Source organism: Helicobacter sp. MIT 14-3879, from assembly GCF_003364125.1.
The window spans coordinates 51338-67722 of sequence record NZ_NXLP01000008.1; the positions used below are offsets into that span (position 1 = coordinate 51338).

Consider the following 16385-nt stretch of genomic DNA (forward strand, 5'->3'; position numbering starts at 1 on the left):
TTTAAAATTGCTCCAATAATCTTAAATCTGTTTCAAAAAATGATCTTAAATCATTAACTTCATATAATAACATTGCAAATCTTTCTACTCCTAATCCAAATGCGTATCCGCTAACATCTTTTAGACCAACAGCATTAAATACATTATTATTAACTACCCCACATCCTAGAACTTCTAACCAACCTGTATTTTTACATACCCTACATCCTTTGCCTTTACAAAAAATACAGCTAATATCAACTTCTGCACTAGGCTCTGTAAATGGAAAGAAGCTAGAGCGAAACCTAATTTTTATATCGCCAAACATATATTTTAAGAAATCTTCTAATATATGTTTTAAATTTGCAAAACTAATTCCATTTCCATTATCTACAACCAATCCCTCTACTTGATGAAACATTGGTGAGTGAGTTATATCATAATCTCTTCTAAATACTGCACCTGGACTTATTATCTTAATTGGTAGATTTTTATTCTCCATTGTTCTAATTTGCACAGGCGAAGTATGCGGACGAAGTAACATTCCATCATTAAAATAAAATGTATCTTGCATATCCCTTGCAGGGTGAAACTTAGGTAGATTTAATGCTTCAAAACTATGAAAATCATCTTCTACTAAAGGTCCATAAGAAATTGTAAAATTTGCCCCAATAAAATAATCAATAATCTTATCAAAAGTGATATTTATTGGGTGTCCATAAGTTTGTGATAAATTACCTTTAAATAATGATGTATCAATTTTTTCATTATTCATTTTTTGTTCTAATTCTAAATTTGTTAATTTTTCTTTAGCTTCTAATAATGCAGATTCTAGCATTTGCTTTGATGTATTGATTTGTTTTGCTCTCTCTTTTTTACTCTCACCATCTAGCTCTTTGAGTTTAATAAACTCATTTGTTATTAAACCTTTTTTGCCAAAAATACTTAATCTAATATCTTCTAATGATACTAAAGTTTTAGTATCTTTAATATTTTGTATAGTGTTTTCTACCCATTTCACGGAAATAACCTTATAAAACTTGAAATTAAATTAGAAATTGTATTAAAAAGATTTTTTAATTTATATAAATTTTATAAATTCATAATTTTGGCACAAAGATTGCTATAATTATTTACAAAATAATTTGAATAATTAATTGAGGTAAAATAATGCTTAGGTTTCTTTTGTGTTTATTGTTTTTAAATTTATCGGTTTTTGGTCTTAATTTCGACTTTGTAGATGCTAGAAAGAAGGGTTATAGTGATAAAGAAATACTAGATTATGTATCTAAGAATTTAAATGGATATGATGTTGCAGCAGTGCGTTCTTCTGGACTTAGCGATAAAGAAATAGTTGATTTTTTTATACAAAGAGATTCTGTAAATAGTCAGCTCTTAGAGCTTAAGAAAAATACTTTTAAAGATATAGAACCTAGTAAAATTAGGGTTTATCCAGAGGAAGTATCATCAAGGCTTGCACTTGGGTGTATGATTTATATAGGAAAAGTAAAACAACAAAATGATGGTTGGTCTTATATTTCAAAACTTACAGATTTTGCTATTGCTACTTATACAACAGCATATTTAACACAAGCAAGTTATTTTGATATACAAAAAGCACAAAGCGTTAGTCTAAAAGATATTTGTGCAACTTGGCTTGATAAATTAAAAACTAAAGAGGAAATAAATAAGCTATATGCGTTATCTTTAGTAAAAGAAATTAATAATTTAGTAAAGCAAAAAAAGTCTCTTATACTTGATTAGGTAATAGTGATGAGGTATCTAGTTATTTTTGTAATATTACTAGTTTTAAATGCAGATGAAGAAGCTAATAATATACACATAGAATCTAGCACACCATTAGAAGAAAAACTAAAAGACAGCGAATTAATGAGATTTATAGATGAGGGAATCTTAAGCGAAGATAAATCAAAAGAATTTAGGCAAAGCAAAGTTGATGATGAAGAATATGACAATAAACCTCTAGTTAGCATATATAAAAAAATTATGTTAGCTAATTCTAATGTAGGTAATATTAATAGCGTAGATTCTACACAGGATTCTGTAAAAAAGTTAGATTTAACCTCTAATTCCACCTCATATAACACTTCTAGTAGTGAGGATAATGATGTCCCTTCATTACTAGAAAATGTTTATGGTCACATTGGATTTTTTGGTAAAACAAATGTTTTAAATCATAGTGTTTTTAATAGTTATGGAGTTTTTAGCGGTTCTGTTGGGCTAGTTTATGATTTTAAAAAGATAGTATTTGTTGATATTGGATTATATGGAATGCTACCTATATCTGGAAATAATCATAGCAATATCCTTAGAGATTCCAATCTTTCACATTCTGCCTTTACAACATATCGTGCAAATGTAAAATATGTAGCTACCGATAGTTACTATAATGAATTTTTTGATATTACAATAGGTAGGTTTCAAGAAAGACGCGATTGGATTAGAAATTACGCACAGGGTGTTCAGTTAAATGCAAATTATGGTTGGGTAAAAGTTTGGCTTGATTGGCTTGATGAGCAAGCCTATGTAAATAGAGAGTATGTTACCGACTTTAATGTTTTCAAAAAAGTTTATAATGATGAGTGGCTTATTGCAGGTGGATTAGGTCTTAGTGTATTTGGTGTAGATGTGCTTCCATATTATTATTATATGAATAATAATTTTTGGGCAGCAGGCGGTAAGTTAGGTATAGATATTGAGTTTAACAATAAGACTTGGAGGAATATTGCAATATTGCATTATGTTTATCTTAACAATAAAAGAAATTTTAGAGAAAATGAGAGCAAAAAAAGCCAGATTCTATGGTTAGAAGAAATGCTAAGATATAAGATTGATGATAAATCTGTTAGTTTTGGGCTTGGGTATGTTCAAATTTTTGGGTCATATTTTGAGCTTGCAAATATAGGTAATATTTCACGATTTGATACTTATAATACACAGGGATATGGAATTATGTCTCCGGGTGGAATTGATAATGGTGGTAATTCTACCAATATGTTTTTTTCAGATACTAGGAGTATTTATGGATTCTTAGGGTTTAGGATAGGAAATTTTTCTATGATGTTTCTTGGTAGAAATTCTAATAATAACTCAAAACCTTTGATAGAAAATAGAATAAATCAACACCAATACTCACTTGGTGCAAGATATAGAATAATAGAGGGCTTATATTTAGGAGGGGTTGGTGTATTTATGCTAGAAAATAGATTGAATAAGAGCTATGCAAAAGGTTATATTGAATTTAGGATATGATAGCTTATAGCAGTAAAGATTCTATACTATTTAAAGATAAACCTATAAATTTTTACCTTACAGATAGATTTGATAATAAAAATGGGATATTAAATCTTAATATAAATGATATAAGTTTTTCTAAAAATTTCCTTTGTTTAAATACTTTCTTAAAAACTGACAAAATTCATTATCTAAAGCAAATACATAGTAATAAAATTATTTCTCTTAATACAAATTCTCCTATTTTATTAGGTGAGGGTGATGCTATATTTTGCTCTCAACCAAATCTTTATGCAATGGTTTTTGTAGCTGACTGCAACCCCATATTATTATATACAAAGCATAAGTTTATTTTACTTCATGCAGGTAGAGCAGGGCTAGAGCAAAATATTATTTCTAAAGCATTCCTATACTTAAAGCAGAAAAATAATTTTTTAGAAAGTGAAATTATTGCTTTTGTTGGTGCTAGTATTAGAAGTTGTTGTTATGAGATTAATGGAGAGTTATTACAAATATATAAGCAAAAATATAATAAATATTTATCATTTAGGAATAATAGATATTATTTAAATATGATTGATTTTATAGAAGATGAATTTAGATTAAATGGAATAACTAATTTTGAAATTTACCCAAAATGCACTTGTTGCGATGATAGCTTTTTTTCATATAGGAGAGATAGATTTTGTGGGAGATTTTGTCTTATTGCAAGTTTAAAATGATATTTATATTTTTAAACTTCTTAAAAAATTTGTTAATAATTTATTAACAATATTTCATAAATTCTTTATAAACTCTTAATCTTTTATTGATAAATTGTATTTTTTATGCTTTAATTGACTTGTTCTTAAAATTTTTATTTGCTTAAAGGAGGTATAAGAACAATGAAAAAGATTTTAATTAGTGCGGTAGCGGCTAGTGCAATGATGAGCTCTTTATCTGCGATAGAAGTATATAAAGATGGAAATAATTCAGTAGAAGTATATGGGACTTTAAGAAATGTGCTTGGATATGGGCATTCATTTAACTCTCGGGCAGAAAAAAATAATGGAGTTTCTACCTCCTCTAGAGAAATTACAGGTAGTGATATATTATTTGGAATACAGGGTAACTCAAGAGTTGGTATGAATTTTAAGTATAATGGTTTTATTGGTGGAGCTCTAATAGCTTTAAATGAAAAAACTTTTCAAAATTCTACAAGTGGCACTCCGGGATTTCGTCAATTATATGGTGGATATGACTTTGGAAGTGCTGGTAAATTAATAATAGGTAAAATTGAGACATTAACTACTATGAATTTCTCAAGTGATATATTTGATGGAGATAGCGGTATGAATGGCTTTGGTGGAACTACTACATCTACTAGAAGATTCCAAGTGCAGTATTCTTTACCTATAGGATTATCATTTGCAGTAAGTGAGAGTGAGCTTACAAAACAAAATACTACTGAACTAAAAGTTCCTATTGTTAGAAAATCTATTCCTAGAGTAAGCTTATCTTATGATTATAAGTCTGAAAGTTTATTGGCTAAAGTAGCAGCTACTTATACACACGGAGAAACATATCAAAATAAATCAAAAGATGCATTCTTAGTAACTGCAGGGGTAAAGCCTAGCTTTGGTGCGGCATATATTTCTACATTGCTAACTTATGGCTTAAATGCTGATTTAATGGGTGAGATGAAAACACCAATACCCGGAGGATTTAGTGGAAGAATAGGGACATTAACTATGACAACAAGTATTCCTGATGATGTTCCTAATTTTATTGCAAATGATGTGAGTAGATATGCTGGATTATTTGAATTTGGCTACTCTATTACAGAGAATTTTAAAACAATAATTGGTGCTGGTTATCAACTAACTACCACTGTATTTCAAAGCAAAAGATATAATTTACACTCTTATGCTGCATTTTTGCAATTACCATATAGTGTGAGTAAAAACTTTACTCTTATCCCTCAAGTAGGATATGCAGGATTAACTTATAAAAATGCACTTAGTAATAAAAATGTTAGTTATACCAATGCTGGTGGAATGTATGCGTTAATGCAAGCTAGATTTAACTTCTAATTTTACTTAAAAGGCTAAAATATAGCCTTTTAACACTAAAAATACTAATCTAAAATTTATCAAGGCAAATATAATGAGCAAAGATACATTAATAGAAATGCTATATAAAGCAAATGAGGCAAAAGCAATTATTGCAAAATTAAGTGATAATTTTAGAAATGAAGTTTTAAGAGCTATGGCAGAAGAGATCAACAATAAAAAAGAGTTAATTTTAAATGCAAATGAGCTAGATATTAACAATGCAAATCTCTCTTCTTCTATGATGGATAGATTAAGATTAGATGATACTAAAATAAAATTAATATCGAAAGCTATATGTGAAATATCTCAATTAAAAAGCCCCATAGGAAGAGTAATAGAGGGTTGGGAGAATTACAGGGGGTTAAAAATACAAAAAGTTAGCACTCCTATTGGTGTTATTGCAATGATTTATGAGGCAAGAGCAAATGTTACAAGTGATAGTGCTGCTTTGTGTTTTAAAAGTGGAAATGTCTGCATACTTAAAGGCGGAAAAGAAGCATTGCATTCAAATAAAGCTATATTGGAAGCATTACATTGTGTATTAGATAAGTTTGATTTACCAAAATCAGCAATTACTTTTATAGATAGTAGAGAGGATACAGAAGCATTGCTAAAGGAAGACAAATATATTGACTTAGTTATTCCAAGAGGAGGAGAGGGATTAATAAGATTTGTAACACAAAATAGCACCATTCCTGTAATAAAGCACGATAAGGGTGTTTGCCACTTATACCTGCATAAAGATTGTAATAAAGATATGGCTCTTAAAATTGCATTAAATGCAAAGATACAAAAGCCCTCTGTTTGCAATAGCATAGAGTGTATTTTAATTCATAGAGAATGTAAGATTTTAGAGGATTTAATTGAAACTTTAAGTGAGAATAATGTAAAGATTCTAGCTTTTGTAGAAAATAAAGATATAAAACTTAGTAATTTAGTAAAAAAATTTAATTTAGAACTTGCAAAAGAAAGTGATTTTTATAATGAGTATGGAGATAATACTCTAAATTTAAAGATTGTAGATAGCCTTAATGACGCAATTTATCATATTAATAAATATGGCTCTAGCCATTCAGATTCTATTATTACACAGGATTATGAGGTTATGAGTAGATTTTTAGATGAAGTGGATTCTGCCTGTGTATATGTTAATGCAAGCACTAGGTTTAGTGATGGAGGAGAGTTTGGCTTTGGTGCAGAGATAGGTATTTCTACTTCAAAGCTTCATTCAAGAGGTCCAATGGGAATTGATAGTTTAGTTAGTTATAAATATAAAATTTATGGAAATGGTGATATAAGGGAGTAATAAGCTAATTAATTTTTTTTAGCTCATTAGCTAAGAATTTTGCTGTGTAAGAATCTTTTTTGATTAGCTCTTCTGGGGTTCCATAAGCTACAATTTTACCTCCATTTATCCCACCCTCTGGTCCAATATCTATAATATAATCTGCATTTTTTATAACATCTAAATTATGTTCAATAATAATCATAGAATTTCCAAGACTAGTTAGATGATGAAGCACTTGAACTAACTTATCAATATCATCAAAATGAAGCCCTGTTGTAGGCTCATCTAATATATATAGAGTTTTTCCTGTGTCTTTTTTACATAGCTCTTTTGCTATTTTTATTCTTTGAGCCTCCCCACCACTTAGACTTAGGGCATTTTGCCCTAATGTAATATATCCTAAGCCAATATCTTTTATTGTTTTTAGTTTTTGTGTTATTTTTGGAATCTTGCTAAAAAACTCTAATGCTTCGCTTACGCTTAAATTAAGCACATCTGAAATATTTTTACCATTATATAAAATCTCTAATGTTTGGTCATTATATTTTTTACCATTACAAACATCACATTTAACATTAATGTCTGGTAAAAAATGCATTTCTATTTTTACTTCACCCTCACCTTGACATTTTTCACATCTACCGCCTTTGACATTAAAGCTAAACCTACCAATATTATATCCTCTAACTTTTGCCTCTTTAGTTTGTGAGAATAGCATTCTAATATCGTCCATTACCCCTGTGTAAGTGGCAGGATTACTTCTAGGAGTCCTTCCTATTGGGCTTTGGTCTAAATAAATTACTTTATCTAATTCATTTAAGCCATTTATTTCAACGCCATCTACTTTATTGATTTTTTTAGAATGATTTAATATTTCTTGTGCAATAGGTAATAGAGTTTGAAGTACAATAGAGCTTTTACCGCTGCCACTTACACCTGTAATACATACAAAATTAAGTAATGGAATCTTGATGTTTAGATTTTTAACATTATTGATGTTTATATTATTTATTTCAAGCCATTTTTCTTGCTTTCTTCTGTAAAAATATTTTATATCTTTTTTGCCAAAAATATATTTAGCAGTTAGAGTGTTTGATTTTTTTAGTTTTTCAACCTCTCCACTAAAAATTACTTCTCCCCCATTATTTCCTGCTCCCGGACCTATATCTACTATATAATCAGCTTGTTTTATAGTCTCCTTATCGTGTTCAACTACTATTAGAGTATTGCCTTTTTGCTGGAGATTCCTTAATGTATTAATTAATCTTAGGGTATCTCTCTCATGAAGTCCTATACTAGGTTCATCAAGCACATACATTACGCCTGTTAATCCAGAGCCAATTTGTGAGGCTATCCTAATTCTTTGATTTTCTCCTCCACTAATTGTTCTGCTATCTCTACCTAGGCTTAAATATCCAAGTCCAACATCATATAAGAAGTATAGTCTATCCTGTATTTCTTTTAATATACTTGATGCTATAAATTGTTGTTCTTTGCTTAAATAGCTAAAGTTATTTTTATCATTAAATAATTTATAAGCATCTTCAATTGGCATATCTATAATTTCACCTATGCCTTTATTTGCAACCTTTACACTTAAAGATTCTAGTTTTAGTCTATATCCATTGCAAACATCACATTTTTTTTCACTCATATAGCTACTTAAATCATCTTTTTGGTCTTTAAACATATCATATGCAATTTTTAAGATTCCATCCCAGATTCTATTTATTTGGCTATTTTTCCACTCCATTTTGAATTCTTTTTGACTTCCATATAAAATCAATTTTTGTTTTTGCTCACTTAGGCTTTCAAAAGTATCATTGATATCTATTTTTTCACTTTTTGCAAATGCGCGAAATAACTCACTATAATAACTCTTATTAAAACCAAAAATTATTTTTATACCACCTTTATTTAGTGGTAAAGATGAGTTTATTACCTTTTTTATATCAATTCTATAATTTACTCCAAGTCCATTACAGCTATGACAAGCACCCTTTGGTGAATTAAATGAAAAACTAAGTGGCTCTAGCATATCAAAGCTAACTTTACAATCAAAACAAGCAAAATGCTCACTATAATGTATTAATTCTTTTGTTTCATTATTTAAAATTTCTATTTCGCCATACGACTCCCCCAAGCCTTTTTCTATCGCAGAGGCAATTCTTGGTTTGTTTTCATCATTTATACTAACCCTATCTAAGACTATTTTAATAGTATGCTTTTTATTTTTACTAAGTTCAATATTTTCATCAAGCCTACTTAAAACACCATCTATCATAACCCTTATATATCCCTTTTGACGAAGATTTTCAAATACCTCACTAAAAGTTCCTTTTCTTTCTTTAAAAATTGGGGCTAAAATAGTTATTTTTGTATCATTTTCAAGAGATAAAACTTGATTAATAATATCACTGCTACTCATATGTGATATTATTTTGCCACATTTATGGCAATGTTGCTTACCAACCCTAGCATAAAGCAATCTTAGGTAGTCATAAATTTCCGTGATAGTTCCAACAGTTGAGCGAGGATTTTTACTAGTAGTCTTTTGGTCTATTGCAATTGCAGGAGTTAAACCCTCTATTTTATCTACCTCTGGCTTTCCAACTTTATCTAAAAATTGTCTAGCATAACTTGAGAGAGATTCTAAATACCTTCTTTGCCCTTCTGCATACAAAGTATCAAATGCTAGGGTGCTTTTCCCACTACCACTTAATCCTGTAAAAACTACTAATTTATTTTTTGGAATATCTAAGTTTATATTTTTTAGATTATTCTCTCTTGCTCCAGTGATTTTTACATAATCTATGGAACTTGTTTTTTTTTGCATAATACCCTCTAAAATTTAAAATAAATTGGCAATTATAGCCTATCAAAACTCATTTTAGAAGTAATAAAAAATCTATTTTCATTGTACTGAAATTCTAAAATATATGAGTGTAGCATTAATCTCTCTGCTCCAAATATTTTTTTTCTACATTCATCATCAATTTTACCATCTAAAAAATTCCTAGCTAATTTATCATCTACCCCATATAAGCTCTCACCTACTATCCTATGACCAATATGTGATAGATGAAGCCTTATTTGATGTGTTCTTCCTGTGATTGGTATTGCTTGGATTAGGCTTATATCATTTGAAGAATCATAATTAATTAGCTTTATTATTGTTGTTGCAATTTTGCCTTTATTATCAATTGTAGATTTAATACCTAAATCACTTTTTCTATTTTGTTCTAAAATATTATAATTTAGCACAGAATCTTTAATCTTACCATAAACATATGCTAGATATGTTTTTTTAACTTTTCTACTTTCAAACATTCTTTTTAGTTCTACTTCACTTTTTTTATCTTTTGATACAAGTAATATCCCACTAGTCTCGCTATCAAGCCTATTTATTGGATTTGCATTTTCTCCTAAATAAAATCTAATAGAATCTAGCAAACTAATATGTTTAAATCTTCCTTTAGGATGGACTAGAAGCTTGGGTGGTTTATCAAAAATAGCAAAGTTTTTAGTCTCAAAAATTGGTTTGATATTTAATTTTATTGGCTTAAAATAGCTTATTTTAACTTCTCCTATTAGAAAACCAGCTTTATTTAAGAAGATTTTTCCATTGTTTTCTATTCTGCCTTTATCGATTATTTTTTGAGCAATTTTTAAATTAATATTAAAATGTTGTTGTAAAAATGATATGGCTTTAATTTTTTCTTTTATATAGAAAGTTTGTTTGATAAAAGGCATTTATTGTAAAAGTATTTTCATTAAATCTAGAGCTTTAAATCTATGTGATATTTTATTTTTAGTATTATTATCTAGGCAGGCTAGAGTGCATTCAAAACCATTTGGTATAAAAATAGGGTCATATCCAAATCCGTTATTTCCATATTCTTTATCTATTACTACTCCATTTAAAAAGCCATAGGTATGCAAATATCTACCTTTTGTATAACAAGCCACACAAGAGATAAAATAAGCATTAGAGTTTTTAAAGCCCCTATCATTTAACTCTTTAATTAAAAATTTTATATTTTCTTTATCATTTGCATTTTTAGAATTGATATTTGCAAATCTTGCAGAATGTATTCCGGGCTTGTTGTCTAACTCTTCAACACAAATCCCACTATCTTCTGCCATAAGAATACTGTTATTTAAGATATTTGATTGCTTTGTTTGTTTATTGTTTTCAATCATATTCTTTAATGCTGCTAGTTTTAAAAAAGCATTTTGCCTAAATGTCTCTCCACTCTCATCTACATCAAAAGGTGGTAGGTATTGTGTATAAAGCTCTATTTTGTAATTACTAAATATTTGACCTATTTCAGAGGCTTTATGCTTATTGTTACTAAATAAAATGATATTCAAGTTATTCTCTTTAATATTAATTTTTGTAGAATTATGCAAATTAATTGCAAAATAATTCATTAAATTAATCAAATTTCAAAGGTATTTTTATGTTTAAGGTAGTAGGTTCTCTTAGCTTGATTGCAGGATTTAGATTCTTTGGGTTATTTGTTGTTATGCCAACTCTAGCTTTATATGCAAAGAGTCTTGGTGCTAATAATACTATGGTAATTGGTTTTGCTATTAGCTCTTATGCAATTAGCCAAATAATATTTCAAGTTCCATTTGGGATACTTGGTGATAGATATTCAAAAAGAAATATAATAGCTTTTGGATTAATAATTTTTGCAATTGGCTCATTTATATGTGCATTTGCAAATAATATAGAAACAATAATACTAGGAAGAATAATTCAAGGAGCAGGGGCTATCGGAAGTGTTGTTAGTGCTAAAATTACAGATTTAATTAGTGAAGAAAATCGCGGTAAGGCTATGGCTTTTATGGGGATTAGCATTTTTGTTAGTTTTATTTTAGCAATGGTTATTGGTCCTAGCTTTGGGGTTATATTTGGTGTAGATAAATTATTTTTACTAACTGCAATTTTGTCACTTTTAGCAATCATTCCATTATACACGATAGTTCCTAAAGCTCCTCATTTAAAATATGAAGTATTAAATGATAAAAAAAGATATTTAGTAATTTTTTCAAATAAAAATTTAACTATTTTAAATATTAGCGTTATGATTCAAAAATTTCTTATGACTTTTGCTTTTACAATCATTCCTATAACTTTAGTTCATCATTTAGGTATGAATGAGAAAGATATTTGGAAAGTTTTTAGCATATCTGCATTGTTTGGGATTATTGCAATTTTGCCTAGTATGATAATTTCAGAGAAATACAAGCACCCAAAAGAAGTTCTTTTGGTAGCCATAGTAATTTTTGCAATAGCATATTTATCGATGGGACTTGGTGATTTAGATAAAATGCTTATTTTATATACTATTGGCGTTGTTTTATTTTTTTGTGCATTTTGTATGCATGAGCCAATACTTCAAAATCTAGCTTCAAAATATCCTAAAATGCAAGATAAGAGCTTATCTCTTGGTATTTTTACTACATTTGGGTATTTTGGTTCATTCTTTGGAGGGATTATTGGGGGATTTATATTCAATAAAATTGATTTTATATATATTGCAATAGTTATATTTATTTTTATGTTAATTTGGTTTATATTATTACTATTTTTACAAAATCCTAGATTGTATGAAAATATATATATCAAATTAGATTCTAATATTAAAGAAATAAAAGAGATTAATAATATTTTTGGTGTAATTGAGAGCTATATTAATAATAATATGCTCGTAATAAAATTTGATAATACCAAAATAGATGTTAATGAGCTAAGAAGGCTAATAATTAAAGATTTTATTCTTTAATTAAATAATGAGCTCCTATACTATTTTTTTGGTTTAGGGCAGAGGTTATTATCTTTTTTGCAACAAGTAGTCTTAGTCTTAATAATCTGCCAATATTGCCAAGTAACATTACTTCTACTCCGCTAAGTGCAGAATTTAATCCACTTTTTGTTCTTGCTATCCCTACTTTATTCCACATAATATCTCTTAATACATTTTTTAATTTCAAATCCCCCTCTTTTTGTAAAACTTCATTATTTATAGGAAAATGTCTTTGATTTGTTGAGATATTAGATGAAACTATGCTTTTAGCAGCAATCTTACCAAAAACAAGTCCTTCTAAAAGAGAGTTTGATGCAAGTCTATTTGCTCCGTGTAGTCCATTATTTGCACATTCTCCTATTGCATATAGATTCTTCATTCCTAATACTCTAGTATCTAAATCACAAGTAATACCACCCATAGAGTAATGGAATGCAGGAAAGATTGGAATTTTATCTTTTGGTATATCTAATCCATATGATGTTAATTGCCTGTAAATATTTGGAAATCGATTTTGAAAAGCTTTTTTACTAAATGCACTTAAGTTTATATAGGCTTTTTGGCTATATTTATTACAATAATCAAAAATAGCCCTTGATACTATATCTCTTGGTGCGAGTTCACCTCTTTTATCATAATCAAATAAGAATCTATTATTATCATTATCTACTACAATACCTCCATCTCCTCTAACAGCCTCACTTATTAGTTGCTTTCTTGCGTTTGTTGTATTAATAAAAACTGTGGGGTGAAATTGAAGCATTTCCATATCATTTAATGATAAATTATGCTCTAGTATAATTCCGTGTATATCACTGCTAATTGTGTAGGCATTTGTATGATATTTAAATAGCCCACCAACACCACCACTAGCAATTATTACATTATTTGCATATATATTTATTAGTTTATTTTTTGTAGATACACATACACCATATACTTTGTCATCTTCTATTAATAAATCAATAACATTGGCGTTTTTCCATAGTGTATGTTTTAGATTTTTTATTAAATGTGTGTGTAGCATTCGTCCTGTTCCATCGCCATTGCTATGTATTATCCTTGATATACTATGCCCCCCTTCCTTAGCCAATAGAATCTTATTATCTTTATCTTTGTCGATGTTAAAATTATCTTGTAGTAATTCATTTAGAATCTCAATACTATTTTCGCTTAATATTCTAACGGCATTTATATTATTTGTATTGCTTCCTGCATTAATTGTATCTTTTATATGTAGTTTTATATCATCTTTTCCATTAGCTATTGTTATACCGCCTTGCGCATAGAATGTGTTGCATTCCCAAGGCTGTTCTTTGCATAATATTAAAACCTTTAGATTCTGTGGTAAGTGTTTTGCACAATATAGTCCTGCTACACCAGCACCTATGATTATTACATCATATTTCATCTTATCTCCAAATTATAACTTGCTTTATAGAATGGGTCTGCTTTATAACCACAACCTGTTACAAATAAAAGTAGATATGCTATAATTACAAAATGAAAAATATTCAAACTATTATCTCCAATCTTGCTAAAAAAAATAATTTTAAACGTCTAAATTCTCTTAATATTATAAACAAACTAATTTTAACTTTACCACATAATTTAAGAAAATCTATACTTTTCCCTGTGATTAAAAAAGATATTTTGCTTATTGCTATGAATCACCCTGCAAGTGCAAGTGAGTTTAATAATTTTAAGGCTAAAGATATTTTAATTTTATTGGATATGTTAAAAGAAGAGCAAAATAATATTGCATTAGATGAGATTAAGAATATTAAGCAAATCAAAGCTTATGTGCCAAAAGATATTTTAAATCGTTTTTCTATCGTAAGAAAAGAGATACCAAAAGATGATGTAATTGTTATAGAGACTTATGAGGAGAGATCTAATGGAGAATTTTATATTGATTGTAATAATGTATTTAAACAACAATTTGAGGATATAAGGTTAATAATAAAAAATAATAATGAAACTAGCAGACATAATTAGGCATATACCGCATAAAAGTGGCGTATATCAGTATTTTGATAAAGATTATAAGATACTTTATATAGGTAAAGCTAAAGATTTAAACAAGAGAGTTAGAAGTTATTTTAGTATTAATAATAATTTAGTATTACCCAATTTAAATGTAAGCCCTAGAATAAAATTAATGATAAAACAAATCTTTGATATAAAAATAATAATAACAGATAGTGAGCAAGATGCCTTAATATTAGAAAATTCTTTGATAAAGCAGCTAAAACCAAAATATAATATTTTATTAAGAGATGATAAAACATATCCATATATTGTTGTAGATAAAAGTAAGGATTTTCCTAGACTTGAAGTTGTAAGAAAAATTATAAATGATAAAAATCTAATCTATTTTGGACCATATTCTAGCGGCATAAAGGAGTTTGTAGATAGTATTTATGAGCTAGTGCCATTAGTTCAAAGAAATAGCTGCTTGTCTCAAAAAAAAGCCTGCTTGTTTTATCAAATTAAGCGATGTTTAGCACCCTGTGAGGGTAAAATAACAAAAAAAGATTATGAATTAATACTCCAAGATGCGCTAAATTTTTTATCAAATCCAAGTAAATTGCTAAAAATATTAAATGATAAAATGCTTTTTTTAGCAAATTCACTTAGATTTGAAGAGGCAAATAAGCTTAAAAGTAGAATTCAAAAATTAAAACAAATTACAAACATAAGCACGATTGATTTAGCAAAATTATATAATTTTGATATTTTTGCAATAGTTAGCACTCATAGAAGTGTGCTAGTAAAAATTTTTATGAGAGATGGTAAGGTTACTTTTAGTGATTATTATTTTATTAATCACAATGAAAATGATATAGAATTAGATTATCTCTATACACAAGCCCTAATAAATCATTATAAACATAATAATCCTTTGAATTTAGATTCTATTTTACTTCCAATTACATTAGAAAATACAAGGAATCTTCAAGAATTTTTTTTAATACATTTTAATAAAAAAATTAAGATAGAGTGTCCAAAAAGTGGTGATAAAAAGAGATTAATAACATTAGCTATTAATAATGCTAAGAATATATTAGAAAACAACAATTCAGACGATAATAATTTATTATTTTTGCTTAAGAGTTTGTTGAGACTTGAAAATTTACCAAATAGGATTGAAATTTTTGATACAAGTCATCATCAAGGAAGTGATTGTGTTGGGGTTAAGGTGGTTTTTAGTGATGGTGAGTTTATAAAGGATTCTTATAAAAAATATTTATTAGAAGGTAGAGATGAGTATTCACAAATGCAAGAGCTATTAAGTCGCAGGGCAAATAGATTTGATATAGATTCTCCACCTGATTTATGGCTTATTGATGGAGGAAAAGCACAGATAAATATTGCAAAAGACATTATAGATTCTAGTTGCGTAAATATAGATATAGTAGCAATTTCAAAAGAAAAGATTAATCACAGAGCCTATCGTTCTAAAGGAGGTGCAAGAGACATTCTAAGAACAAAAGATTTAGAAATAAGATTAGAAAAAAATGATAATCGATTATTATTTTTACAAAAGCTTAGAGATGAAGCACATAGATTTGCCATAACATTTCATAGAAAGAAAAAGCTAGGTAGTATAAAAAACTCCCCATATTCACAAGCACAGCTTAAAAAGCTATTAAATTACTTTGGCTCTTTTGAGGTAATATCATCTACTCCAAAAGAAATTATTAAAGAAGCTCTAAAAAATATTAAATAATTATATTTTTATAGATACAAAGAGAATCTAAGTATTATTTTTTATAGTTTGCTTTAGTGATTTTTTAAATATTAAGATGAAACATAAATTCTCTAAGATATAATCAAAATTTCTTATTTAGCTAATCTGTTTGCGTTTTTTGGATAATTTGTATAATGATGTATTTTTATATTTTATCAGGCTCTTTATCTACATTACGCCTGTTAATAGCCATTAGCTTA

The 16385-nt window shown here is 28.1% G+C and carries 13 protein-coding genes; 8 read left to right on the forward strand and 5 right to left on the reverse strand.

Annotated features, from left to right (window positions below):
• Position 1 precedes the first annotated feature (1 nt).
• Positions 2-1000, reverse strand: a complete 999-nt coding sequence (gene pheS, locus CQA44_RS06260; RefSeq protein ID WP_181881806.1) for a phenylalanine--tRNA ligase subunit alpha — start codon at positions 998-1000, stop codon at positions 2-4.
• Between the two features lie 149 nt (positions 1001-1149).
• On the opposite strand from pheS, the gene CQA44_RS06265 reads away from it, so the two are divergent.
• The 5 genes from CQA44_RS06265 to CQA44_RS06285 all read left to right on the forward strand — a co-directional run bounded on the left by CQA44_RS06265 (position 1150) and on the right by CQA44_RS06285 (position 6633).
• On the forward strand, positions 1150-1743 hold the full coding sequence (locus tag CQA44_RS06265; protein WP_115546433.1) for a hypothetical protein: 594 nt from the start codon (positions 1150-1152) through the stop codon (positions 1741-1743).
• Between the two features lie 9 nt (positions 1744-1752).
• Complete coding sequence (locus CQA44_RS06270; protein WP_115546434.1) at positions 1753-3252, forward strand: outer membrane family protein; 1500 nt, start codon at positions 1753-1755, stop codon at positions 3250-3252.
• Positions 3249-3956 carry a polyphenol oxidase family protein gene (locus CQA44_RS06275; RefSeq protein ID WP_115546435.1) on the forward strand — a complete coding sequence of 236 codons (708 nt, stop codon included), beginning with the start codon at positions 3249-3251 and terminating at the stop codon, positions 3954-3956. Before CQA44_RS06270 ends, CQA44_RS06275 begins: the two co-directional genes overlap by 4 nt.
• A 162-nt stretch (positions 3957-4118) precedes the next feature.
• The gene (locus CQA44_RS06280) at positions 4119-5306 is read left to right on the forward strand and encodes a hypothetical protein (RefSeq protein ID WP_115546436.1); all 1188 of its coding nucleotides are present in this window, start codon (positions 4119-4121) and stop codon (positions 5304-5306) included.
• A gap of 73 nt (positions 5307-5379) precedes the next feature.
• Complete coding sequence (locus tag CQA44_RS06285; RefSeq protein ID WP_115546437.1) at positions 5380-6633, forward strand: glutamate-5-semialdehyde dehydrogenase; 1254 nt, start codon at positions 5380-5382, stop codon at positions 6631-6633.
• A 4-nt stretch (positions 6634-6637) separates the two neighbouring features.
• Here CQA44_RS06285 and uvrA read toward each other — a convergent pair whose 3' ends face one another.
• From uvrA to CQA44_RS06300, 3 genes are read right to left on the reverse strand one after another with little or no spacing between them, the layout of a single operon-like run.
• On the reverse strand, positions 6638-9451 hold the full coding sequence (uvrA, locus tag CQA44_RS06290) for an excinuclease ABC subunit UvrA (RefSeq protein ID WP_115546438.1): 2814 nt from the start codon (positions 9449-9451) through the stop codon (positions 6638-6640).
• Between the two features lie 32 nt (positions 9452-9483).
• On the reverse strand, positions 9484-10368 hold the full coding sequence (locus CQA44_RS06295; RefSeq protein WP_115546439.1) for an RluA family pseudouridine synthase: 885 nt from the start codon (positions 10366-10368) through the stop codon (positions 9484-9486).
• Positions 10369-10989, reverse strand: coding sequence for a non-canonical purine NTP pyrophosphatase (locus CQA44_RS06300; protein WP_181881807.1), 621 nt, complete (start codon positions 10987-10989; stop codon positions 10369-10371).
• An 89-nt stretch (positions 10990-11078) separates the two neighbouring features.
• Between CQA44_RS06300 and CQA44_RS06305 the strand changes: the two genes are divergently transcribed.
• Positions 11079-12410 (forward strand): MFS transporter, encoded by a 1332-nt coding sequence (locus tag CQA44_RS06305; RefSeq protein ID WP_115546441.1) that lies wholly within the window; start codon positions 11079-11081, stop codon positions 12408-12410.
• On the opposite strand, the gene CQA44_RS06310 is transcribed toward CQA44_RS06305, so the two are convergent.
• Positions 12400-13842 carry an L-aspartate oxidase gene (locus CQA44_RS06310; RefSeq protein ID WP_115546442.1) on the reverse strand — a complete coding sequence of 481 codons (1443 nt, stop codon included), beginning with the start codon at positions 13840-13842 and terminating at the stop codon, positions 12400-12402. The two genes, CQA44_RS06305 and CQA44_RS06310, sit on opposite strands and share 11 nt — an antisense overlap.
• Before the next feature lie 92 nt (positions 13843-13934).
• Between CQA44_RS06310 and CQA44_RS06315 the strand changes: the two genes are divergently transcribed.
• Together CQA44_RS06315 and uvrC are read left to right on the forward strand one after the other, a co-directional pair.
• A complete protein-coding gene (locus CQA44_RS06315; protein WP_115546443.1) occupies positions 13935-14429 on the forward strand; it encodes a hypothetical protein in 495 nt (164 codons plus the stop codon).
• Positions 14407-16164: an excinuclease ABC subunit UvrC gene (uvrC, locus tag CQA44_RS06320; protein ID WP_115546444.1), complete on the forward strand. Its 1758-nt coding sequence runs from the start codon at positions 14407-14409 to the stop codon at positions 16162-16164. The genes CQA44_RS06315 and uvrC overlap by 23 nt, the downstream gene beginning before the upstream one ends.
• Positions 16165-16385: the final 221 nt, after the last annotated feature.